The sequence below is a fragment of the Asticcacaulis sp. YBE204 genome (assembly GCF_000495855.1).
Taxonomy (GTDB): domain Bacteria; phylum Pseudomonadota; class Alphaproteobacteria; order Caulobacterales; family Caulobacteraceae; genus Asticcacaulis.
Genome location: NZ_AWGF01000004.1, coordinates 94,892 through 117,703 on the forward strand (window position 1 = coordinate 94,892; position 22,812 = coordinate 117,703).

18 protein-coding genes are annotated in these 22,812 nt (G+C 61.9%); 13 read left to right on the plus strand and 5 right to left on the minus strand.

The window, feature by feature from the left end:
• Positions 1-6: 6 nt before the first annotated feature.
• The 13 genes from edd (at position 7) to AEYBE204_RS27630 (ending at position 15,193) form a co-directional block, all read left to right on the plus strand.
• Complete coding sequence (gene edd / locus AEYBE204_RS27570) at positions 7-1,821, plus strand: phosphogluconate dehydratase (protein WP_023461687.1); 1,815 nt, start codon at positions 7-9, stop codon at positions 1,819-1,821.
• 7 nt (positions 1,822-1,828) lie between these two features.
• The gene (gene glk / locus AEYBE204_RS27575; protein WP_023461688.1) at positions 1,829-2,839 is read left to right on the plus strand and encodes a glucokinase; all 1,011 of its coding nucleotides are present in this window, start codon (positions 1,829-1,831) and stop codon (positions 2,837-2,839) included.
• 61 nt (positions 2,840-2,900) lie between these two features.
• Complete coding sequence (locus AEYBE204_RS27580; RefSeq protein WP_023461689.1) at positions 2,901-3,530, plus strand: bifunctional 4-hydroxy-2-oxoglutarate aldolase/2-dehydro-3-deoxy-phosphogluconate aldolase; 630 nt, start codon at positions 2,901-2,903, stop codon at positions 3,528-3,530.
• A 111-nt stretch (positions 3,531-3,641) separates the two neighbouring features.
• Positions 3,642-4,673, plus strand: coding sequence for a LacI family DNA-binding transcriptional regulator (locus AEYBE204_RS27585; RefSeq protein WP_023461690.1), 1,032 nt, complete (start codon positions 3,642-3,644; stop codon positions 4,671-4,673).
• 554 nt (positions 4,674-5,227) lie between these two features.
• A complete protein-coding gene (locus AEYBE204_RS27590) occupies positions 5,228-7,795 on the plus strand; it encodes an exo 1,3/1,4-beta-D-glucan glucohydrolase (protein WP_023461691.1) in 2,568 nt (855 codons plus the stop codon).
• Positions 7,796-8,147: 352 nt separating this feature from the next.
• Entirely contained in the window at positions 8,148-9,740 is a 1,593-nt protein-coding gene (locus AEYBE204_RS27595) for a sodium/sugar symporter (protein WP_023461692.1), read from the plus strand.
• 105 nt (positions 9,741-9,845) lie between these two features.
• A complete protein-coding gene (locus AEYBE204_RS27600; RefSeq protein WP_023461693.1) occupies positions 9,846-11,696 on the plus strand; it encodes a polysaccharide lyase family protein in 1,851 nt (616 codons plus the stop codon).
• Positions 11,697-11,754: 58 nt separating this feature from the next.
• On the plus strand, positions 11,755-12,099 hold the full coding sequence (locus AEYBE204_RS27605) for a helix-turn-helix transcriptional regulator (RefSeq protein ID WP_023461694.1): 345 nt from the start codon (positions 11,755-11,757) through the stop codon (positions 12,097-12,099).
• Positions 12,096-12,581 (plus strand): SRPBCC domain-containing protein, encoded by a 486-nt coding sequence (locus tag AEYBE204_RS27610; RefSeq protein WP_023461695.1) that lies wholly within the window; start codon positions 12,096-12,098, stop codon positions 12,579-12,581. Before AEYBE204_RS27605 ends, AEYBE204_RS27610 begins: the two co-directional genes overlap by 4 nt.
• Before the next feature lie 118 nt (positions 12,582-12,699).
• The gene (locus tag AEYBE204_RS27615; RefSeq protein ID WP_023461696.1) at positions 12,700-12,981 is read left to right on the plus strand and encodes a CopG family ribbon-helix-helix protein; all 282 of its coding nucleotides are present in this window, start codon (positions 12,700-12,702) and stop codon (positions 12,979-12,981) included.
• Entirely contained in the window at positions 12,974-13,267 is a 294-nt protein-coding gene (locus tag AEYBE204_RS27620; protein ID WP_023461697.1) for a type II toxin-antitoxin system mRNA interferase toxin, RelE/StbE family, read from the plus strand. Before AEYBE204_RS27615 ends, AEYBE204_RS27620 begins: the two co-directional genes overlap by 8 nt.
• Before the next feature lie 2 nt (positions 13,268-13,269).
• Positions 13,270-13,830, plus strand: coding sequence for a DUF3916 domain-containing protein (locus AEYBE204_RS27625; RefSeq protein WP_023461698.1), 561 nt, complete (start codon positions 13,270-13,272; stop codon positions 13,828-13,830).
• A 337-nt stretch (positions 13,831-14,167) separates the two neighbouring features.
• Entirely contained in the window at positions 14,168-15,193 is a 1,026-nt protein-coding gene (locus AEYBE204_RS27630; protein ID WP_023461699.1) for an alpha/beta hydrolase, read from the plus strand.
• Between the two features lie 268 nt (positions 15,194-15,461).
• Here AEYBE204_RS27630 and AEYBE204_RS27635 read toward each other — a convergent pair whose 3' ends face one another.
• The 5 genes from AEYBE204_RS27635 to AEYBE204_RS27655 form a co-directional block, all read right to left on the minus strand.
• Positions 15,462-16,232 carry a hypothetical protein gene (locus AEYBE204_RS27635; RefSeq protein WP_023461700.1) on the minus strand — a complete coding sequence of 257 codons (771 nt, stop codon included), beginning with the start codon at positions 16,230-16,232 and terminating at the stop codon, positions 15,462-15,464.
• Positions 16,233-16,318: 86 nt separating this feature from the next.
• Positions 16,319-17,962: a chaperonin GroEL gene (gene groL / locus AEYBE204_RS27640; protein WP_023461701.1), complete on the minus strand. Its 1,644-nt coding sequence runs from the start codon at positions 17,960-17,962 to the stop codon at positions 16,319-16,321.
• Between the two features lie 84 nt (positions 17,963-18,046).
• Complete coding sequence (gene groES, locus AEYBE204_RS27645; protein ID WP_023461702.1) at positions 18,047-18,337, minus strand: co-chaperone GroES; 291 nt, start codon at positions 18,335-18,337, stop codon at positions 18,047-18,049.
• A 330-nt stretch (positions 18,338-18,667) separates the two neighbouring features.
• Positions 18,668-20,869, minus strand: a complete 2,202-nt coding sequence (gene ptsP, locus AEYBE204_RS27650; protein WP_235068122.1) for a phosphoenolpyruvate--protein phosphotransferase — start codon at positions 20,867-20,869, stop codon at positions 18,668-18,670.
• A gap of 436 nt (positions 20,870-21,305) precedes the next feature.
• The gene (locus tag AEYBE204_RS27655; RefSeq protein WP_031230192.1) at positions 21,306-22,766 is read right to left on the minus strand and encodes a PAS domain-containing methyl-accepting chemotaxis protein; all 1,461 of its coding nucleotides are present in this window, start codon (positions 22,764-22,766) and stop codon (positions 21,306-21,308) included.
• Positions 22,767-22,812: the final 46 nt, after the last annotated feature.

Sequence of the window (22,812 nt, forward strand, 5' to 3'; positions counted from 1 at the left end):
ATAAAAATGACCGAGCTGAATCCCGTCCTTAAAGCCGTCACCGAACGCATCATCGAGCGTTCAAAAGCGACCCGCGCCGAATATATGGCGCGCGTCGACCGTTACCGGATGCGCGAGCCACGACGCAAGAAGCTGTCCTGCGCGAACTACGCGCACGTCGCCGCGCCGATGACCGAGAACGACAAGCTGGCTCTGGCGCTGGACAAGGTACCCAATATCGGCGTCGTGACGTCCTATAACGACATGCTGTCGGCCCACGCCCCCTATTATCGCTACCCGGAAAAGATCCTCGACTATGCCCGTCACGCGGGGGCCACGTCTCAGGTCGCGGGCGGCGTGCCCGCCATGTGCGACGGCGTGACCCAGGGCCGTCCGGGCATGGAGCTCAGCCTGTTTTCGCGCGACGTCATCGCCATGGGGACGGCCATCGCCCTGACCCACGACGCCTTCGATTCAGCCCTGATGCTGGGGATTTGCGACAAGATCGTGCCGGGGCTGGTCATGGGCTCGCTGGCCTTCGGGCACTTGCCGGTCATCTTCGTGCCGTCGGGGCCGATGTCGTCGGGCCTGCCCAATCCGGAAAAAGCGAAAATCCGCACGGCCTATGCCAAGGGCGAGGTCGGGCGCGACGCGCTGCTGGCCGCCGAGATGGCGTCCTATCACGCCGAAGGCACCTGCACCTTCTACGGCACGGCCAATTCCAATCAGATGCTGATGGAAATAATGGGGCTGCACGTCCCCGGTGCCGCTTTCGTGCCGCCGCGCGGGGAACTGCGCGACGCCCTGACCCGCGCCGCCGTCGAGCGCGCCGCCAAGGCCTCGGCCCTGTCCGAAGACCCCATCGGCATGGCCGATGTGATCGATGAGCGCGCCATCGTCAACGGCGTGGTGGGATTGCTGGCCACCGGCGGATCGACCAACCATGCCCTCCATTTGCCGGCTATGGCGCGGGCGGCGGGCATCCTGCTGATCCCGGAAGACTTCAACGACCTGTCGAAGGTCGTACCGCTGCTGGCGCGCGTCTATCCGAACGGCTCGGCCGACGTGAACCACTTCCACGCGGCGGGCGGCATCGGCTTCGTGATCAGGGAACTGCTCTCGGCAGGCCTGCTGCATGAGGACGTCAACACCATCTGGGGCAAGGGCCTGAGCGCCTATGGCAAGGAACCGACGCTGAAAGACGGGCAACTCGTCTGGCAGGAGAGTCCGGCCACGAGCCTCGATGAGACTATCCTGCGTCCCGTGACCAATCCCTTCTCGCCCGAAGGGGGCCTGCGCGAACTGACCGGCAATCTCGGCGTCGCAGTGACCAAGGTCTCGGCGGTCAAGCCCGAGCATCAGTTCGTCGAGGGGCCGTGCGCCGTCTTCGACGATCAGGACGATTTTCTGGCGGCGTTCAAGGCGGGAACTCTGCCGGACGGTGATTTTATTTGCGTTGTGCGCTTTCAGGGGCCTAAGGCCAATGGTATGCCGGAACTGCACAGCCTGACCCCCTCGCTGTCCGCCATGCTCGATCAGGGGCGCAAGGTCGCCCTGGTCTCGGATGGACGGATGTCGGGGGCCAGTGGTAAGGTGACGGCCGCGATACATCTAACCCCAGAAGCCGTCGACGGCGGACCGATCTCGAAATTACGGTCAGGGGATATTGTACGCGTAGACTGCGAAAACGGGAACCTGAGCTTCATGGGTGATGAAGCGCAACTGATGGCGCGCGAGAGCGCACCCCGGCCTCCGGAAGCGGACGGGCTGGGGCGCGAGCTGTTCGCGCCGTTCAGACGTCTGGTCGGCGAAGCCGTCACAGGCGGCTCCGTTTTCTGGTAAGGCTATAATGACGGCCCATTTCGACAGCCAAACGACTCTAGAGTCCTCCTCCGCCCAGAATTTCAAGGGCCTTGTCGGGGATATCGGCGGGACCAATGCGCGCTTTGCGATTGCCGAGCGCGTGGGCGGGACGGCGACGCTTTCCGGGTTTAGAACCTTCGAGACCGACGACTATCCCGACCTCTATGCGGTCATCGAAGACTATCTCAAGCCGTTGGGCGAACGCCCCGATTTCGACTTCGCGACCCTGGCCGTGGCCGGGCCGGTGGTCGACGGCGCGATCAAGTTCACCAATCTCGACTGGGTGGTGACGGAAACCGAACTCGCCAAGTGTACGGGCGCGGCCACGACGCGGCTGATCAACGATCTGGCCTCGATCGCCTATGCCCTGCCGCACCTCAAGGACGAGGACTGTCATCTGATCGGCGGCGTGCGCGACGGCGAGAGCAAGACCCTCTCGGTCATGGGCGCGGGGACGGGCTTCGGCGCGGCGGTGCTGGTCGAGGGGCGGACCTGCCTGTCGACCGAAAGCGGCCACGCCAGCTGGGCGCCGGTCAACGACTTCGAGCGCGACATCCATAAGTTCCTGTCGAAGAAATACGGTCGGGTGACCATCGAAATGGTCCTGTCCGGGCCGGGCCTCGTCCACCTCTATGAGGCGATTACCTTCGTGCGCGGCGAACCGACGCTGAACCTTACCCCGGCGCAGATCACCAATCTCGATGGGCCGGACGCACAGGGTTCGCGCTACACGGTCGAGACCTTTTTCGACATTCTCGCCTCGGTCTGCGGCGATCTGGCCCTGTTCCACGGCGCGACCGGCGGCATGTATATCGCGGGGGGCATCACGCCCAAGCTGATCAAATATCTTGACGCCACGCGCTTCCGCGCCCGCATGGAGGCCAAGGCCCCGATGACAGCGCTGGTCGAAGCGATACCGTCGCGCGTCATCACCCACCCCTATGCGGCTCTGGTCGGGGCGGCTAATGCCTTGACGGACGCCGAAATAAGGGCGTAGACCCGCAATTGAATATCCTTCCCGGCGACATGGGAAGGGACTGATAAATTAAGGAAACACCATGTCCAAGCCGCTCGACGTTCACACCATCATGACCACCGGTCCCGTCTTGCCGGTCATGGTTATCCCCGATCTCAGCATGGCCCTGCCTCTGGCCGATGCCCTGATCGCGGGCGGCATCACGGTGCTCGAAATCACGTTGCGCACCGACTGCGCGCTGGACGCCATCAAGCTGATCGCGAAAGAGCGCCCGGACGCCATCGTCGGCGCCGGTACGCTGCTGACGCCGAAGGACGCCGAAAAGGCCGCCGAGGCGGGCGCCAAGTTCGGCGTCTCGCCGGGCCTGACCAAGAGCCTCGCCAAACAGGATTCGCTGCCGCTGCTGCCGGGCGTCTCGACCGCGTCCGAAGTGATGAAGGCGCTGGAGTGGGGCTTTACGCGTCTGAAATTCTTCCCGGCCGTGCCTGCCGGTGGCATCCCCATGCTCAAGGGCATCGGCGCGCCCCTGCCGCAGGTCAAGTTCTGCCCGACGGGCGGCATCGGCCTGAACAATGCCGCCGACTTCCTGGCCCTCGACAACGTGTTATGTGTCGGCGGGTCATGGGTCGCCCCGGAAAAGGCGATGAAGGACGGCAACTGGGCCGAGATCACGCGTCTGACGGCTGAGGCGGTCAATAAGTTCAAGGCCTGAGCCCCTCCGGCAGGGCGCGCCCTTGACAAGGAGGGGCGCGCCGTCATTTCTTGATACGTAGATAAGTACGGGGATCGGGCGCTTGGCCACAGTTGTTAAGGTAACCGCAGGATGAGGCCGCCCAATACCGGTGTCGGCGGGGCGTCGACGATCAACGACGTCGCGCGTCTGGCCGGGGTATCGATCAAGACCGTCTCGCGCGTCATGAACGACGAGCCCAATGTCCGTCAGGAAACCCGCGACAAGGTGCAGGAAGCCGCGACACTGCTGCACTACCGCCCGAACCTGCTGGCGCGCTCTCTGGCCGGGTCGCGCAGCTTTCTGGTGGCCCTGTTTTACGACAACCCCAACCCCGCCTATATCACCGAGCTGCAAAAGGGCGTCATCAATCGCGCCCGCGGGTCGGGATATCATCTGCTGGTCGAACCTCAGGACAGCCACGCCCCCGATCTGGCGCGGCAGATCACCAACCTGCTGGCGACGATTCGGCTGGACGGTATTATTCTCTCGCCGCCCCTGTGCGACATGGCCGTGGTGCTTCAGGCCATCGAGGCGGCGGGCGTACCCTATGTGCGCGTGTCACCGTTCCTCAATCCCGACCGGTCGCCGTGCGTGCGCATGGACGACGCGCAGGCCGCCTATGAACTGACGCGCAAGCTGATCGAGATGGGCCACACGGATATCGGCTTCGTGCTGGGCCACCCCGAACACGGCGGCGCCCATCAGCGCTACGAAGGCTTTGTGCGGGCCCTGCGCGAAGACGGCATGGAGCCGCGACCGGAATGGACGCGGCAGGGCTATTTCTCTTACGAATCGGGTGTCGAGGCGGCGCGGGCGATTCTGGCGCCGGGAACGAAGCACCCGACGGCGATTTTCGCGTCAAACGACTATATGGCGCTGGGGGTCATGGCCCATGCCCAGCAGGCGGGCCTGCGCCTGCCGGACGATTTGTCGGTGGCCGGGTTCGACGACGCGCCGGGAGCCTTGCGCACCTGGCCGCCGCTCACTACCGTGCGTCAGCCGGTCGAGGACATGGCCTATGCCGCCGCCGACCTGCTGCTGAACCGTAACGATGCCGGGGCCGATCAGGACCGCATGCTGCCGTTCGCCCTGATCATGCGCGAGTCGGTGCGGGCGCGCTGAAGACGCTTTACATTCAGGGCAAAAAAAACCGGCAGACCGGGCGAACCCGGCTGCCGGATATAAGGGGCTTTGCTATCCGAATAATGCCAAATCCGGATAACGATTTAAAATCATACGAAAGCGCAGCCGTGAAAAAGGGAAAGAAGCCGCGCCCGGCTATGATTTTAAACACCGATCCCTGACCTTCGGGGCGAAGGGCGGGGAAAAGGAGGAACAACAACAGAGTTCAGATTAGAATTGACTGACAACGCTGTCAACTCCCTTTTTGACGTGCCGGTTTATTTTTGGGGAGGAGAGGGGTGGCGGCACTTGAATTTTGCGCATATTTTTAATTAAATAATTGAATTTATTAAAATAATAAAACTGACCCTCCGGCTAATAACTTCGGTTCGACTCATGTACGTGCAGGATTGCTGGCTTGACGATGCTTGATAGCGCTGTCATTAAATGACGTCATCATAGTGCTTTTGCCCGCAGAATCTGGGCGGTATTGTGAAAAAGCACAAATAATCCCGCGACATAAACGACGGGGTAGCAGGCTGGGAGAGCAAATCATGCGGACGGTTTTGAAAAGCGGTGTCGCCGCGGGCGTTTTGACGATGGCGCTGGCCGTGTCGGGTTGCGTGACGGTGATCGAGAGCGGCGCGCAGGGTACGCCTGCCGAAGAGACACCCGCACCGATGGCAGAGGCCGCGAAAACCGAGATCAATGCTGTCTGGCCGAAGCTGAAAGACGCCGGTCTGGTCGATGCGGTCGTCGAAGCGCAGATCGACGCGATCATGGCCGAGATGACGATCGAGGAGAAGGTCGGTCAGGTCGTGCAGGGCGACATCTCGACCGTTAAACCCGAAGACCTCAGAAAATATCCGCTCGGCTCGATTCTGGCGGGGGGCAATTCCTCGCCGGGTGGCAACGAGCGCGCCACGCCGCAACAATGGCTCGATCTGGCCGACGCCTACTGGCGCGCCTCGCTCGACTATCCGTCGAAGCGGAAAATCCCGCTGCTGTTCGGGATCGACGCCGTACACGGCCATTCCAACCTCGTCGGCGCGATCGTTTTCCCGCACAATGTCGGTCTGGGGGCGACGCGCAATCCCGACCTGATGAAGCGCATCGGCGAGGTCACGGCCTATGAGATGTCGCTCGCCGGAGTCGACTGGACCTTCGCCCCGACGGTGGCCGTGTCGCGCGACAAGCGCTGGGGCCGCGCCTACGAATCCTATTCCGAAAACCCTGCCGATGTCGCGGCCTATGCCGGCAAGGTGGTCGAGGGCCTGCAAGGGGCCGACGGCGGCGATAACGGCGTGAAGCCCGGCCACATCATGGCCTCGGCCAAGCACTTCCTCGGCGACGGCGGCACGCTCAATGGCAAGGATCAGGGCGACGCCCTCATCAGCGAAGAGGAACTGGCGAATGTGCATAATGCCGGTTATCCGCCCTCGATAGAAGCGGGCGTCCTGTCGGTCATGGCCTCGTTTTCAAGCTGGAACGGCGAGAAGTTGACCGGCAGCCACTATTTGCTGACCGACGTGCTCAAAGACCGGATGGGTTTCGACGGCTTCGTGGTCTCGGACTGGAACGCGCAGGCCCAGGTGCCAGGCTGCACCAAGGTTTCGTGTCCGTCGGCCTTCAATGCCGGGATCGACATGTTCATGGCCCCCGATTCGTGGAAGGGCATTTACGAGAACACGCTGGCGCAGGTGAAGTCGGGCGAGATCCCGATGGCACGGCTGGACGACGCCGTGCGCCGCATTCTCCGCGCCAAGATCAAGGGCGGGCTGTTCACGCTGGGCGCGCCGAAGGACCGCGCCATAGCCGGTCACTGGGAGAACCTCGGCAAGCCCGAACACCGCGCCGTTGCGCGTCAGGCGGTGCGTGAGTCGCTGGTGCTGTTGAAAAATAACGGCTCTCTGCTGCCGATCAGGGGCGGGGCCAATGTGCTGGTCGTCGGCGACGGGGCCGACAATATCGGCAAGCAGTCCGGCGGCTGGACGATCACCTGGCAGGGGACGGGTAACGCCAATACCGACTTCCCGAACGGTCAGTCGATCTTCGGCGGTATTTCAGACGCTGTGAAGGCGTCGGGCGGTACGGCGACCTTGTCGGTCGATGGAACCTACAAGACAAAGCCCGACGTCGCCATCGTCGTGGTCGGCGAGGAACCTTATGCCGAGTTTCAGGGCGACCGTCAGAGCCTCGATTATCAGTCGGGCGAGCGCAAGGATCTGGCGCTCATCAAATCGCTGAAAAAGGCCGGGATACCTGTGGTGACGGTCTTCCTGTCGGGGCGACCCCTTTGGGTCAATCCGGAGATCAATGCCTCGGACGCCTTTGTCGCGGCGTGGCTGCCGGGGACCGAAGGCGGCGGTGTGGCCGACGTCCTGATCGGCGACAAGGCCGGCAAGGCGCGCCACGATTTCAAGGGCCGCTTAAGCTTCTCGTGGCCGAAAACCGCCGCGCAACAACCGCTCAATGTCGGGACGCCGGGCTATGATCCGCAGTTCGCCTACGGTTTCGGCCTGACCTATGCGAATAAGGGCGATCTGCTGCCACTACCCGAAGAGTCGGGTCTGAAAGACGCCGGGGTGGTCAATGTCGATACCTATTTCACCGCCGGTCGGGTCCGCGCGCCGTGGGGCTTCTTCCTTGCCGATCCGAAAGGTGCGACCGGCGGCGATGGCGCTCTGACCTCACCGCAGGGCTTCGTCACCCAGACGGTGGTCGATGCGGGGGCGCAGGAGGCCGGACGGCTGCTGACCTTTACGGGCCAAGGCAAGGGCGAGGCCTATTTCGGTGGCACCATCGTCGATCTGACGCGACAGTCGGCGGGCGAACTGGCCGTGGCCCTGACCTACAGGCTCGATGCCGCGCCGAAGGGGCCGGTGATGCTGGCTCTGGGGCGCGACCGCTTCGTCTATCAGGAAATGGATATCGCCGGGCTGCTCACCGCCGACGGGCAGTTCCATACGGTGAAAATCCGCCTGAACTGCTACGCGGCGATCGGGCTCAGGATGACGCAGATCGGCATGCCGTTCGCGCTGAAGTCGGAAGCGCCGCTGAAACTGACCTATACATCGGTGAAGCTGGCCTCGAACGAAGGCGACGCGGTGTGTCCGAAGTAACGTCTTCTACTCCCCCAGTTTACTGGGGGAGGTGGATGCGAACGACGTGAGCAGACGGAGGGGGGCTCGCGTAGGAGCCGAGGATAAAATAAGCGGCCCGACGTGTATGTTGGTCTTACAGCGAAGGCCCCCACCACCGCATCTCGCTACTTCGCAGCTCGTGCGGTCCCCGGCACCGGCCGCCCGGCTCCCCAGCGAGCTGGGGAGGTATAAAAGAGTAAGATCCCCGGCTTAGGTCGGGGATTTGCGTATGGAACGGGTGGTAGCGCTAAATCGATTGCCAAACGTTCAGATTTGATTAATTGTGTGACAATTGGCGGCGTCAAGACCGCTTCAACCTCAGGGGGCTACCATGCTTTCCAGTCTTTTGCCCGAGGGCAAGAACATACTGGCCGACCTCGATATCTATATCGTGCTGGCCTATATCGTCGGCATCTTCGTACTGGCGCAGGTCGTTTCGCACCGGAAAACCAATGAAGAGGTCTCGTCCAAGGGCTATTTCCTCGCTGGCAATCAGCTGCCGTGGTGGGCTATCGGGGCGTCGCTGATCGCCGCCAATATCTCGGCCGAGCAGATCATCGGCATGTCGGGATCGGGCTTCCGCATCGGTCTGGCCATCGCCTCCTATGAATGGATGGCGGCGATTACCCTGATCATCGTGGGGAAATACTTCCTGCCGGTGTTCATCCAGAACGGCGTCATGACCATGCCGGGCTTCCTGCAACAGCGGTTCGGCCCCAGCGTGAAATACCTGATGGCCATCTTCTGGCTGGTCCTCTACGTCTTCGTCAACCTGACCTCGATCCTGTGGCTGGGGGCGACGGCGATTTCCGGCGTCACGGGCATAGAGCCGATCTACGCCATCATCGCCATCGGCGTCTTCGCTCTGGCCTATCAGATCAATGGCGGGCTGAAGGCCGTGGCCCTGACCGACATCGTGCAGGTGGCCCTGCTGATTCTCGGCGGCCTGATCATCGTCTTCATCTCGTTTTCGAAGATTGGTGGCGAGGCGGGCGTTCTCGGCGGTCTGCACACCCTCTATACGAAGTTCCCCGAACATTTCGACATGATCCTGTCAAAGGACAGCCCGCACTATGCAGACCTGCCCGGCATCGCCGTTCTGGTCGGCGGTCTGTGGATCATGAACATCTCCTACTGGGGCTTCAATCAGTACATCATTCAGCGCGCACTGGCCGCCAAGTCGCTGGGCGAAGCGCAAAAGGGCATCGCCTTTGCCGCCTATCTCAAGCTGCTGATGCCGGTCATCGTCGTGTTCCCGGGCCTCGCGGCGCTCATTCTGGCGCCGGATATCCCCAAGGCCGACCACGCCTATCCGGCCATGATGCAGCTTCTGCCGAACGGTCTGCTGGGTCTGGTCTTCGCGGCGCTGGTCGCGGCGATCGTCGCCTCGCTGGCGTCGAAGATCAACTCGATCTCGACCATCTTCACCCTCGATGTGGTAGCACCCCTGCGCAAGGATATCCCCGACGTCAAGCTGGTCACCATCGGGCGTATCGCCTCGGTCGTGGCGGTCGTCGTCGCCATGGCTGTCGCGCAGCCCCTGCTTGGCAAGACCGATCAGGCCTTCCAGTTCATTCAGGAATTCACCGGCTTCTTCACACCGGGGATCGTGGTGATCTTTGCGCTCGGCATGTTCTGGAAGCGCTGCTCGACGGCAGGGGCTTTCGTCGCGGTGGCGGCCTCGGTCATCCTGTCGACGGCGGCGAAATACGTCCTGCCGGACGTCCCGTTCATGGACCGCGTTGGTTGGGTCTTCGGCGCCTCGCTGGCCCTGTGCGTGCTGGTGTCGCTGATCGTGCCGAACAAGAAACCGGTCTCGACCCTGACGCTGGAAGGGGTCAATTTCAAGACCTCGACGGCGTTCAACATCCTGGGCGTCGGCGTGATCCTGATCCTGACGGCGCTCTATGTGACGCTGTGGTAAGATCGGCGTGAAGCCAAGGAAAAGGCGTCCCGCACAGGGACGCCTTTTTTGTATCGACGGATCGCCAGCGTCGCGGCGTTTGACGGACAACACAAAGGATAATCCATGAAACGTCTCCTCACCGTCGCCCTCTGTTGCCTCCTGCCGTCCGTGGCTCTGGCTGAGGTGACGGCAACGAAAACCGACGGCCGCATCACGCTGAACAACGGCCTGGTCGAAGCGGTGATCGATGCCAATGGCGATGTGGTATCGTTTAAAGACCTGCGTAATGGTCCGGTCGAGATGGTGCAAAAGGGTCAGAAGATCTACTGGGACGCCAATGCCGAAGCGATCGGACCGACGACGACTACGCCACCGAAAAAGGGCTATTACCGCCCATCGCCCGCCACAACGACCGTCGAGCTGGCCGCTACGCCCGCGCAGGCCGATGTGACCGTCACCAGCGGCCCGACCGAGCATTTCGGCTTCCGCGCCGAACGTCACTACGTGATGAAGGACGGCCTGAGCGGCCTCTATGCCTATGTCGTGTTCAGGCATGCGCCCGACATGCCTGCCGCACGGCTGTGGCAGACGCGGTTCGTGTTCCGGACCTCGCCGGACGTGTTCAATGTGTGGAGCGTGTCGCGCGACAACCTGATCCGTATCCCGCGCGCCGAGGTCGTCTCGAAGCTGATGGACGCCACCTTCCGGCTGGCCGACGGGACGGTGAAGACGAAATATCTCAACTCGGTCTACTGGGGCGACGTCCCGGCCTATGGCACGCTGGCGGTCAGTAATGAGCAAAGCCGCGGCATCTGGATGCTGGAGCCGTCGCCGGAATACCACAATGGCGGGCCGATCAAGCAGGGTCAGACCGTCCACGACGACGTGCTGCTGCGCGTGCTGCAATCGGCGCATTTCGGTGCGAAATCGGTCGATGTGCAGGCCGGTGAGGCGTGGTCGAAGGTCTACGGCCCATTCCTCATCTACGCCAACCAAGCCGCGTCGCCGCAGGCTTTGTGGAGCGATATCGACCGGCAACTGAGCGCCGAAAAAGCGCAGTGGCCTTATGGGTTTGTCACCGCGCCGGACTACGCCAAGACGCGCGGTAGCCTGAGCGGCGAGGTGCGTTTGAACGGCGCGGCGGCGGGCGGGGCGAAGGTCATCCTGTCAGACGTGAGCACGCCGTGGCCGGACAGCGTCAAGGGCTATAACTACTGGGGTAGCATCTCAGCCGATGGACAATTCCACATCGAGGGCATCGCGCCGGGCACCTATGCGCTAAGCGTAACGGGTGCCGATCAGCCGACGGATTTCACCGGCAAGACGGTCACCATAAAGACGGGCGAGCAGGATACGGGGACGCTATTTTGGGCGCGGGAGATGCACGGCAAGACCCTGTGGCAACTGGGGACTTTCGACCGGCGCGCGGCGGAGTTCCGCAACGGTGACGACTCGCGCGGCTATCAGATGTTCACCCTCTACCCGCAGCAGTTCCCCAACGACGTCGATTTCATGGTCGGCAAGAGCCAGCCGATGCGCGACTGGAACTACGCCCAATGGTCCTGGTATATGAAAGACCCGTCGTGGCATCTGCGCTTCAATGCACCCTCACAGACCGGACAGGCGACGTTGACGATTGGTGTGGCCTCGGCACAGCCCGCGAAGGGTAAGCTCACGGACGTGCGCGTGGCCATCAACGGGCAGGAGATCGGGGCTATCCGCCTGCCCAAGACCGGCACGGCAGGCTATCGCGGCGGGATGCAGGACCAGAACTATAACCTCGTGACCCTGACCTTCGACGCGAAGCGGCTGAAAGGCGACAACGACCTGACGTTCCGCCACGCCGACGGTCAGGTTTTTGATCCGGCGCTGGTCAAGGCGGCCTCGGATGCCGCGGCCGACGACGATCAGGCCCCCGGCACCGGCGCCCCCGGTCAGGTCATGTACGACGCCATCCGGCTTGAGGTGAGATAAACCCTGCAAATTGACGCGGTCTTGCGCTTCGTCAATTTATACGCTAATGCTGAACTTAATGGTTCAGTATTTATCCCATCGCCTCGATGCGTCCTTTGCCGCCTTGTCGGACCCCACGCGTCGGGGGGTGCTGGAGCAGCTTGGCTACGCGGACGCTTCGATCAGCGATCTGGCCGAGCGCTTCCACATGACCCTCACGGGCATGAAGAAGCACGTCAGCCTGCTGGAAGCGGCGGGGCTGGTGACGACCGAGAAGATCGGGCGCGTGCGCATCTGTCGGCTGGGCCGGGGTATGCTGGACACGGAGGCGGCGTGGATCGAGCAGCAGCGCCGGATATGGACCGAGCGCTTCGACGCGCTGGATGCGATCGTGCAGGAACTGAAACAAGGAGACACCCAATGACGACATCAGAAACGACCACGCAACGCACGTCCGAGCGCGAATTCGTGGTGACGCGGACCGTCAATGGTCCGACGCATATCGTCTTCAGGGCGTGGAGCGATCCGGAGCTGTTCCGACGCTGGTGGACGCCGAAGTCGTTCGGCATGACCATCCTGTCGTGCGAGATGGATGTGCGGACCGGCGGCACCTACCGTCTGGTCATCAGCCATCCGTCGATGCCGGAGCCGATGGCCTTCTTCGGTCGGTATATCGAGGTGGTGCCAAACGCCCGTATCGTCTGGACCAACGAGGAAGGCGGCGAGGGTGAGGGGGCCGTCACCACGGTGACGTTCGAGGACCGCGACGGGCAGACGGTGGTGGTCTGGCACGACCTCTATCCGTCGAAAGCGGCGCTCGACGAGGCCATGATTTCCGGCGCGACCAGCGGCTTCGACGAGCAGTTTGGGCAACTGGAAGCGCTGATTTCGTTGACGGCCAAATAGACAATACCTCCCCAACAAGGGGCATCGCACACCCCTTGGCGTATGGCGGCGATATGATATATTTATCGTGTCAGGGAACCGGACGGATACAAATATCGCATTTGACGACGGAGCTATCATGGGCAAGGCCGAACTCACCTTCCAGATCGACGAAGACCTGAAAGTGGCATTCAGCGCGGCCGCCGAAGCCGAAGGTCGTTCTGTGGCCGATGTTCTCAGTGACGTCATGCGCGACTATGTGGAACTGAAATCCGAGCCATCGGATTACGATACATGGTTCCGTCAGCAGGTTCAGGAAGCGCTGGACGATCCGCGTGACGGTATTCCGCATGACGAGGTCATGGCCATGATGGATGCCGAAATTGCCCGTCATGCCGCAGGCCTGAAACGCGGTGCCTGACAGCTACGTCGTGGAATGGCGGCCTCAGGCCGTCGATGATCTTCTGGGCCTCGTTCGGTATATCGCTCAGGATAATCCCAATCGCGCTATCAGCTTTGGGCAGGAACTGAGAGCGCAGATCGAGACGTTGCGCGACTACCCGCTGAGAGGCCGTGCCGGACGGATGACGGGTACAAGGGAACTGGTAATCCACCACAACTATATCGCCGTTTATCGGGTGAAAACGCGATCGCTCCGTGTTGAAATCCTGCGCCTCAAACATGCAGCGCGGATGCGAGGAAATTAAATTTGGCCAAGCGTTACATGGAAATATTTGCGGGCAACCTGTCTCGCTACCGGCGGGGACGCACGAAAACCATGCTGCGAGACCTGAAGCTCTGGTCGGACACTCTTGCGGATAAATGGCCGGATACTCACCCTCGCGGGGCCGGTTTCGATAGCTGGAAGACACCTGTGGCCGGAAGTCTGGTCAATTTGCCGAATTCGTCACGGCATACGCAGCGGCGCTATATCGAACTGGTTCTGAGGGCAGCCGTCAATATGCGGAACCATAAGCCTGACGCGGCGCAAGGCGCGCGGGTCACCGCTATCCTGACCTTGCCGAAACTGTTCGATAGTGGCGTGCATATCTTTTTCAACGAAAGCTACTGGCAGAGGTTTGCCGAGCGGCACAATTCTGATGACCTATGGATCCCCTTGCTTCCCTCGCGGGGCCTTTTGAAATCTTATGGTCTGCGTGTGCCGGAAGGGTTTGAAGCGCGCGGCTATCGTACCTATTGGCGCGATGACACGATCGATCCGCCTTACGAAAAGACGCGAGAGGTGTGGATCTATAGCGAAGTGCTCTGAACGAAAAAGAGCGGGTCCTGCGACCCGCTCTTCCTGTTTTCGAGAATGTGAAGCGTGGATTAGAAATCCATGCCGCCATGCCGCCCATGCCGCCGCTGGGCATAGCCGGGGCTGCGTCTTTCTTCGGGCTTTCGACCACGGCGGCTTCCTCCGCAGTCATACACCCGAAGCGGACTCAAGGCCGCAATAACATCCAAAACCAGACCAGCCGCCTACGTGCCTTGGTTTGCCGTTTAAGAAAAGGGAAAGCCTTGTTATTTAATAACGTCGGTATTAAGTTGTTAACGGGAAATACAGTTCATCCTCAGAGATGATTCACGTTTGAGCCGGGGGAAAAATGCGCAAAGTGAAAACGTCGGTTTTTGTCGCTCTGACATTGAGCTTCGTGGCGGCAGACGCGCTTGCAGAGCAACCCGCGATCCCGTCCGAAAATTATGCTCATCCTCAGCGTCTGGTCGCCATCGACGGCAATCGCCGCATTAATTTGTTTTGCCTAGGTCAGGGCGCGCCGACGGTTCTCTTCGATGCCGGCAGCGGCGATACGACGGCGTCGTGGCGCTATGTTCAGGGCGAGGTCGCGAAGACAACGCGGGCTTGCAGTTATGATCGCGCCGGATATGGCTTTTCCGATCCTCCGCCGGGCGCGTCGGACGTGAACGCGACGGTCAGAGACATCCACCTGTTGCTCAGGGCTATGGGAACGGACGGCCCGATTATCTATGTCGGCCATTCGGTTGCGGGTCTTTACGGCGTAGGGTTGCAGGGAAAATATCCCGACGACGTCGCGGCTCTGGTTCTGGTCGATCCATCCTATGCCGACATGGGCAGGTGGACGCCGCCGTCTGATCCGACGGATCAGCCCCCGCCGCCGTGGGCACCGTTAGAGGCGTGCCTTGCCCTGGCGAAGTCTGGCGAGTTGCAGGAGCCGAAGACGGATGCCGCCAAGGCCTGTGTTCGTGAAAACCGTTCGCTTGACGACGTCCTGCGGCGCACAGACAGATTGCAACAGGCGAACCCCGTGACCATCAGCACCAAAATTTCGGAGATTCAGAGCATTACGCCATCAGCGCCAAGCTGGATTTCCGTGAATACGGCCCAAATTGACGCTCTTAACCCTCAATTCGGCGATAAGCCGCTGATTATCCTGACACATGGCAGTATGCCCTTAAGGCCGGGGGACAATCCCGATCAGCATAAGCAAAACGAGGACAGGTGGATGGCCGCCCATGCCAAGCTCGCCGCCCTGTCGACGCGGGGCCGCCATATCGTGGTTCCCGACAGCCGTCACTATATCCAGATTAATCAGCCTAAGGCGGTGATCGACGCTATTGAACAGACGGTTGCCGACGTGCGTGCAAAGTAGTCGCTGCGGCTTAACACCCACAAACGACCTTCCGGATTTATACCGCAACGTCTACATTTGGGATTGAGCAGCCTGTAAGCTTGGCGCCACTGTCCGCTTCGGAGCGAAAAGTCGCAAACCGCCACTTTCGCGGTTCTATTTCTGCACGGGGCCAATAGTCGATAAAATGAAGCAAAAAAGAGCGGGCCTTGCGACCCGCTCTTTTTTGCTTCTGAGGCTATGACGGATGCTGAAATTACCCGTCGCCAAGCGGTTCAGACCTCGGTGATCAGTTTGGGCGGCATTGGCGATTGTAAAATTTTGCCGATATGATTCCGTTGTGGGCCGAAACCCTTACCGTGCTATGAACCGCGCTGCCGTGATCGTCGCAGGGCCAGACCTCGACCGTCCGGGGCTTGGGCGAGGCTTTCAACGCCGCCCAACCCCCTGCGTTGAGTATAAGCGGTTCAGCGGATTCTTTTGACGTTAGGGCCTGTAATTTCACGCCGTCGGCAGACAGACCGAGGGCGATGAATTGCCGTTTGCCACAGGGCAGGGTGTCCACCTGAAGCAGAAACTCTGTCGCGCGGCCATCGTGGTTATAGTCGGCTATGTTCATGAGAATAACGGGGGTCCGCTGGACTATTCGTTGTTCCGTCGCCACTGGATTGGCCTGAGCCCGATCGTAGTCATCGCGATGTTCCGGCCATCTTTGCAGGATCGCCTGACCTTTCATCTCGAAGCTGGTGTTTTTAAAAAATTGCGACAGGTTCAGTCGTTCGATCTTCTGGCCCGCACGTTTTCTGACGAGCCAGACCTGCCCCATTTCGCCATAGGCAAAACCGGAGCAAGGACAGGTGATGGACATTTCCACGTCATCGGGCCCACAGGCGGATTTGGGTTTTCCTGTCCACACCAGTAACCACGTCTCGGCTATACCATCGACCATGACTGTTCGCGTCTCGCGAATAATTTCGGTTGGTGTGGCCGCGTACAGGTCAGGCGACAGACACACGCCTAAACCCAGTCCGATAGCAATAAGTCCGGCGCGAAAGCTCATTTCATTCTCCCGCACCGATCCTAACGAAAAAAAGCGGGCCTTGCGACCCGCTCTTTCCGTTTTCAGCAGTGTGCCGAGAGGATGGATTAGAAATCCATACCGCCCATGCCGCCCATGCCGCCGCCGGGCATGGCCGGGGCTGCGTCCTTCTTCGGGCTTTCGACCACGGCGGCTTCCGTCGTGATCAGCAGGCCCGACACCGAAGCGGCGTCTTGCAGAGCGGTACGCACCACCTTGGCCGGGTCGATGACGCCGTCGGCGACGAGGTCGACGTACTTTTCGGTCTGGGCGTTGAAGCCGAACGACGCGTCGTCCGATTCCAGGATCTTACCCACGACGATCGAGCCTTCGACGCCGGCGTTTTCCGAGATCTGACGGATCGGAGCCTGAAGCGCGCGGCGCACGATGGCGATACCAGCGGTCTGGTCGTCATTGTCGCCGGTCACGTCGGCCAGCTTCTTCGATGCCTTCAGCAGCGCCGTGCCACCGCCCGGAACGATACCTTCGTCCACGGCCGCGCGGGTCGCGTTGAGGGCGTCGTCAACGCGGTCCTTCTTTTCCTTCACTTCGACTTCGGTCGAGCCGCCGACGCGGATGACCGCAACGCCACCGGCCAGCTTGGCCAGACGCTCTTGCAGCTTTTCCTTGTCGTAGTCCGAGGTCGTCTCTTCGATCTGTTGCTTGATCTGAGCGACGCGGCCTTCGATTTCGGCCTTTTCACCGACGCCGTCGACGATGGTGGTGTTTTCCTTGGTGATCGTCACCTTCTTGGCGCGGCCCAGCATGTCGAGGGTCACGGTCTCAAGCTTGATGCCGATGTCTTCGGAGATCACTTGGCCAGCGGTCAGGATGGCGATGTCTTCCAGCATGGCCTTGCGGCGGTCGCCGAAGCCCGGTGCCTTGACGGCGGCGACGCGCAGGCCGCCACGCAGGCGGTTGACGACGAGGGTCGCCAGTGCTTCGCCTTCGACGTCTTCGGAGATGATCAGCAGCGGACGGCCCGACTGCACGACGGCTTCGAGGATCGGCAGGATCGGCTGAAGCGTCGAGATCTTCTTATCGAAGATCAGGATGTACGGGTCTTCGAGGACCGCTTCCATCTTGTCCGGGTTGGTGACGAAGTACGGCGACAGGTAGCCGCGGTCGAACTGCATGCCTTCGACGACGTCCAGCTCGGTTTCGGCGGTCTTGGCTTCTTCGACGGTGATGACGCCTTCGTTGCCGACCTTGGCCATGGCGTCAGCGATCATCTGACCGACTTCGGTGTCGCCGTTGGCCGAGATGGTGCCGACCTGAGCGATTTCCGAGTTCGAGGTAACCGGCTTCGACGAGGCCTTGATTTCGGCGATGACGATGGCGACGGCCTTATCGATGCCGCGCTTGAGGTCCATCGGGTTGCGGCCCGACGAGACCGACTTCAGGCCTTCGACGACGATGGCTTGCGCCAGAACGGTCGCGGTGGTGGTGCCGTCACCGGCCTTGTCGTTGGTCTTCGAGGCGACTTCGCGGATCAGTTGCGCGCCGAGGTTCTCGAAACGGTCGGCCAGTTCGATTTCCTTGGCGACCGAGACGCCGTCCTTGGTCGAGCGCGGGGCGCCGAAGGACTTTTCGAGGATGACGTTGCGGCCCTTGGGGCCGAGGGTCACCTTCACGGCGTTGGCGAGGATGTTGACGCCGCGCAGGATCTTGTCGCGCGCGTCCGAGGAAAACAGTACGTCTTTAGCAGCCATCTTAGTGGTTCCTATTTGGTTGCGTGAATATCAAAAAAGGCAGGGGTGCGGATGAACGCACGACGATGCCCAGCCCGACGCGCCTTAGCGCGTCACAATACCGAGGATGTCGGATTCCTTGAGGATCAGCAGGTCTTCGCCGTCAAGCTTGACCTCGGTGCCGCCCCACTTGCCGAACAGGACGCGGTCGCCGGCCTTCACGTCGAGGGCGACTTGCTCGCCCTTTTCGTTGCGGTTGCCGGGACCGACGGCGACGACTTCGCCTTCCTGCGGCTTTTCCTTGGCGGTGTCGGGGATGATGATCCCGCCCTTGGTCTTGGCTTCTTCTTCGACGCGCTTGATCAGCACGCGGTCACCCAGGGGACGAAAGCTCATTGGGGTATCTCCGGTTTACGGTTTTTGAATGAGAGTGTTAGCAGTCACCGGGGGTGAGTGCTAATGCGCCCTTGAGGTAGGGCCGATGAGGGGGAGAGTCAAGGACGCGGGCAATCTTATTCCGCGAATTTTTTATGATGCGGTGCGGGGTGAGACTCCCTCCTCCCTACGCAGTGGGGAGGAGGGAGCGAGCGTAGCGAAGCTGACGGAGGGGATGACTCCGTCAGAATGTCAGACACTGGCGTTTGAGGTTTTGCGACTTCGTCGCCCCCTCCGTCTCGTCGCCTGTCGGCTCCGATCCACCTCCCCACTACGTAGGGAGGAGGGAGGCTAGAGACTCACGTTCAGTTTGCGGGCGAGGGCCAGCACTTCGCTGCGCAGCGAGCCATAGGAACTCGTCATCATCTTCTGGATCGCACGCGCGGCCGTGTCGCGGTCGAGCGACAGGATCATCCGCTTGACCTGACCGATCCCGGCGGGCGGCATGGACAGGCGGTTGAAGCCCAGCGCGATCAGCACGAAGGCCTCCAGCGGCTTGCCCGCAATTTCACCGCACACCGACACCGGCGTGCCGGATTCCTCGGCGGCCTTCTGGATCATCGACAGGGCCCGCAGCATCGGCGGCGACAGAATGTCGTAGCGGTCCGACATGCGCGGATTGGTGCGGTCGGCGGCGAAGAGATACTGCGTCAGGTCGTTGGTGCCGACGCTGGCGAAATCGACCATCGGCAGCAGCGCGTCGAGGTGGAACAGCAGCGACGGGCATTCGATCATCACGCCGACGCGCAGGACGCTGGGCAGGGGACGACCGCGACGCTTGGCCCAGGCCAGCTCGACATCGACATATTCGCGCGCCTGACGGAATTCGTCGACCGAGGCAACCATCGGGAACATGATGCGTAGTTCGCGTCCGGCGGCGGCAGTGATCAGGGCGCGCACCTGCATCCGCAGCAGGGCCGGACGGTCCAGCCCCATGCGGATGGCGCGCCAGCCCAGTGCCGGGTTTTCCTCGCGCTCGGTTTCCATATAGGGCAGGATCTTGTCGCCGCCGAGGTCGAGCGTGCGGAAGGTCACCGGCTTGTCGCCTGCCAGATCGAGCACGCGGGCATAGAGTTCGGTCTGACGCTTGAGGCGCGGCAGGTCTTCGGAGACCATGAACTGAAACTCGGTGCGGAACAGGCCGATGCCCTCGGCACCCGTCTCGTCCATCAGTTCGAGGTCGAACTCAAGGCCAGCGTTCATCAGCATCGAGATGCGGTGGCCGTCGCGGGTCGCCGCCTGAACGCCGATCAGCTTGTCGAATTCGGCGCGGCGGGCGGCGCGCATGTCGAGGCGGGCATGGGCGGCCTCCAGCACGTCCTGACGCGGCCGCAGGAAGGATTCGCCGGTTTCGCCGTCGACCACGACGACGTCGCCCTGATTGACCTTGTCGCGCAGCCGCTCCAGCCGCCCGACGCAGGGGATTTGCAAGGCGCGGGCGACGATGGCGGCGTGGTTGGCGGCGGAGCCTTCTTCGAGCAAGATGCCTTTCAGGCGCTTGCGGTCGTATTCGAGCAGGTCGGCGGGGCCAAGGTCGCGCGCCACGAGGATGGCGTTTTCGGGGATTTCACGGGCAATGGTGTTCTTGCCCGCCAGCACGCGCAGCAACCGGTTGCCGAGGTCTTCGAGGTCGTGCAGACGCTCACGCATATAGGCGTCACGGGCGCTGTTGAGGCGGGCGCGTTGCTCATTGCGGACGCGCTCTACCGCAGCTTCGGCGGTCAGGCCGGAGCGCACGGCCTCGACCAGGTTGCGCGTCCAGCCGCGGTCGTGGGCGAACATGCGGTAGGTTTCCAGCACGTCGAAGGTCGGCCCGGCGAGACCGTGCTGGCCTTCGAACATCTGGTCGATCTGGTCGCGCAGGTCGCCGATGCCTTTGAGCATCCGCGCCTCTTCGGCGATGACGTCGTCCGACAGCAGGTGGTCCGGCGTGACGGGGACTTCGTGCAGGATGACGACCCCGATGGCGATGCCGTCGGCGAAGCTCGACCCTTTCAGCCGCTCGGGCTTGTGCGGGGTGAGTTCGATGTCCTTAAGTTCGGCGCCGCCGACCAGATCGCCGGCGGTGACCATCTCGGCCAGAACCATGGCGATGATCTGAAGGTCCTCGACTTCCTCGTCCTGATACTGGCGCAGCGCCATATTCTGGACGACGAGGACGCCGATGGTCCGCCCGCCGCGCAGCAGCGGCACGCCGAGGAAGGAGTTGTACGGGTCTTCGCCGGTTTCCGGACGGTAGGAGAAGTTCGGGTGCGACGGGGCGTCGTTGAGGTTCAGCGGCTGACCCGACCGGGCGACTTCACCGACCAGACCTTCCGAGAGGCGCAGACGCGTATTGTGGACGGCGTCGCGGTTCAGGCCTTCGGTGGCGAACAGTTCCAGTTCGTCGGAGGTACGGCGCAGATAGATCGAGCAGACTTCGGCGACCATCGATCCGGCGATGATGGCGACGACGCCGTCCAGACGCGCCTGCGCGCTGGACCCGTCGGCCATGACCTCGCGGATTTGCCGCAGAAGGCCGCGCTGTCCGCGCGCGCCCTGAACGAGGCTTGGGCTCACCTGATCTTGCTCCCCATAATCGGCATTGATGTGCCGCGCATCCTTATACGAATACGCTCAAATACGCTTACATAATAAGAAATTATATGAGGCGCTGTCTATAGAGGGGGAAGGGGCAAGACAAGTCACGAAGACTTTACGGTTCACATAGACAAAATAAACCGAAGTGGAGGGGTAGGGTCGCAAGTCTTATACCTCCCTGGCTTCGCCGGGGAGGAGGGAGGCCGAAGGCCGGAAGGTGGGGTATCTTGCGGAGGTTCAACGGATGCTGGCGCAAGAAAGCAAGAACCCCCACCACCACATCTCGTTCGCTTGCAGCCAACTCGTGCGGTCCCCCTCCCCAACGAGTTGGGGAGGTATAAAGGATATTTTACGCCACCAGCGTTTCGACGCGCTTTTTCACCTGATCCGACGCCGCGGAGATCGTCTCGAAGGTCTCGGTAATGCGACCGAGGCTCGTTTCGATCTCACCCACGGCATTCACCGCCGAATGCATATTGCCGGAAATTTCGCTGGTCACCGTGTTCTGCTGCTCGATGGCCGAGGCCACGGACACCACGTTGTCGAGCACGGTCGTCATCTGGGCGATGACCTCGCCCAAGGCACCCACAACCTCTTCGGCGACGCCCTGCATATTGGCGATTTCCTGCGCGATGCGCGCCGAAGAGGCCGAGGACTGGTTGGCCAGCGACTTGACCTCGGTGGCGACGACGGCAAAGCCGCGACCGGCCTCACCGGCTCGTGCCGATTCGATGGTGGCATTCAGCGCCAGCAGATTGATCTGCGAGGCGATTTCCTGCGTGAAGGTGACGATATTACTCATCGCCGAGGCCGTTTCGGTCAGGTTACTGGCCGAGGCATTGACCTTTTCGGTCTGGGTAAAGGCGCTCTGGACGGCCTGACGCGCCAGGCTCATGCTCTGCGAGATTTCGCGCACGCTGTGGCGCAGTTCCTCGGCGGCGGCGGCGACGGAATTGACGATAGCCCCGGTCTCCGTCGAGGCCTGAGACGCGCCGACGGCCATGCGGTTGGCGTCGGTGATGCGCGTCACCACGTCGCCCAGTTCGCCGTGGATTTCGGCGCCCAGAACATCGTTGCGCAGGCGGCGCTCGACCGTTTCGGTGACATCGGTGGCGAACTTGACGACCTTGATCACCTGACCGGCGTCGTCGAAGATCGGGTTGTAGGCGGCGTCGATATGGATCACGCGTCCGCCCTTGGCGATGCGTTTGAAGGTTCCGGCGACGAAGCGCCCGGCGCGGATCGACGCCCACATGTCGGCATAATCGCGCGACTGCACGAAGGCCGGGTCGCAGAACAGGCCGTGCGGTCGATCCACGATCTCTTCAGCGCGATAACCCACGGCCTTGAGGAAGTTGTCGTTGGCCCGGAGGATGATGCCCTGCGGCGTGAATTCAATGACTGCCTGCGAGCGGTAGACGGCATCGATCTTGCCCGCGTCGTCGATGGCCTTGGCGGTCGCCGTCGTATCGGGCGTCGCATAGAACGCGATCTTCGTCACGTGGCTGCGACCGTCGCGTACAGGAATATAGGCGCCGTTGAGCCAGATCGTCGCGCCATCTTTGGCGAGACGTTTGAAGCTGCCGGTGCGGCTGCGCCCGGCCGTCAAGTCGGCCCAAAGCTCGGTTTCCGGCGTGACACACAGGGCGTCGTGGCGGCGGCCTTTCAGGTCGTGCGCGCTGTAGCCCGTCGCCGTCAGGAACAGCGCATTGGCCGACAGGCATTCGCCCGACGGTGAGAATTCAGCCACGGCCAGCGCCGCGTTCAGGGCGTCGAGCGTCGAGGTGGTTTCAGGCTTGGCGAACAGCATGGCGCAGATATCCATCGGAAGGGTGGGTGCGATTGAGTCGCATTAT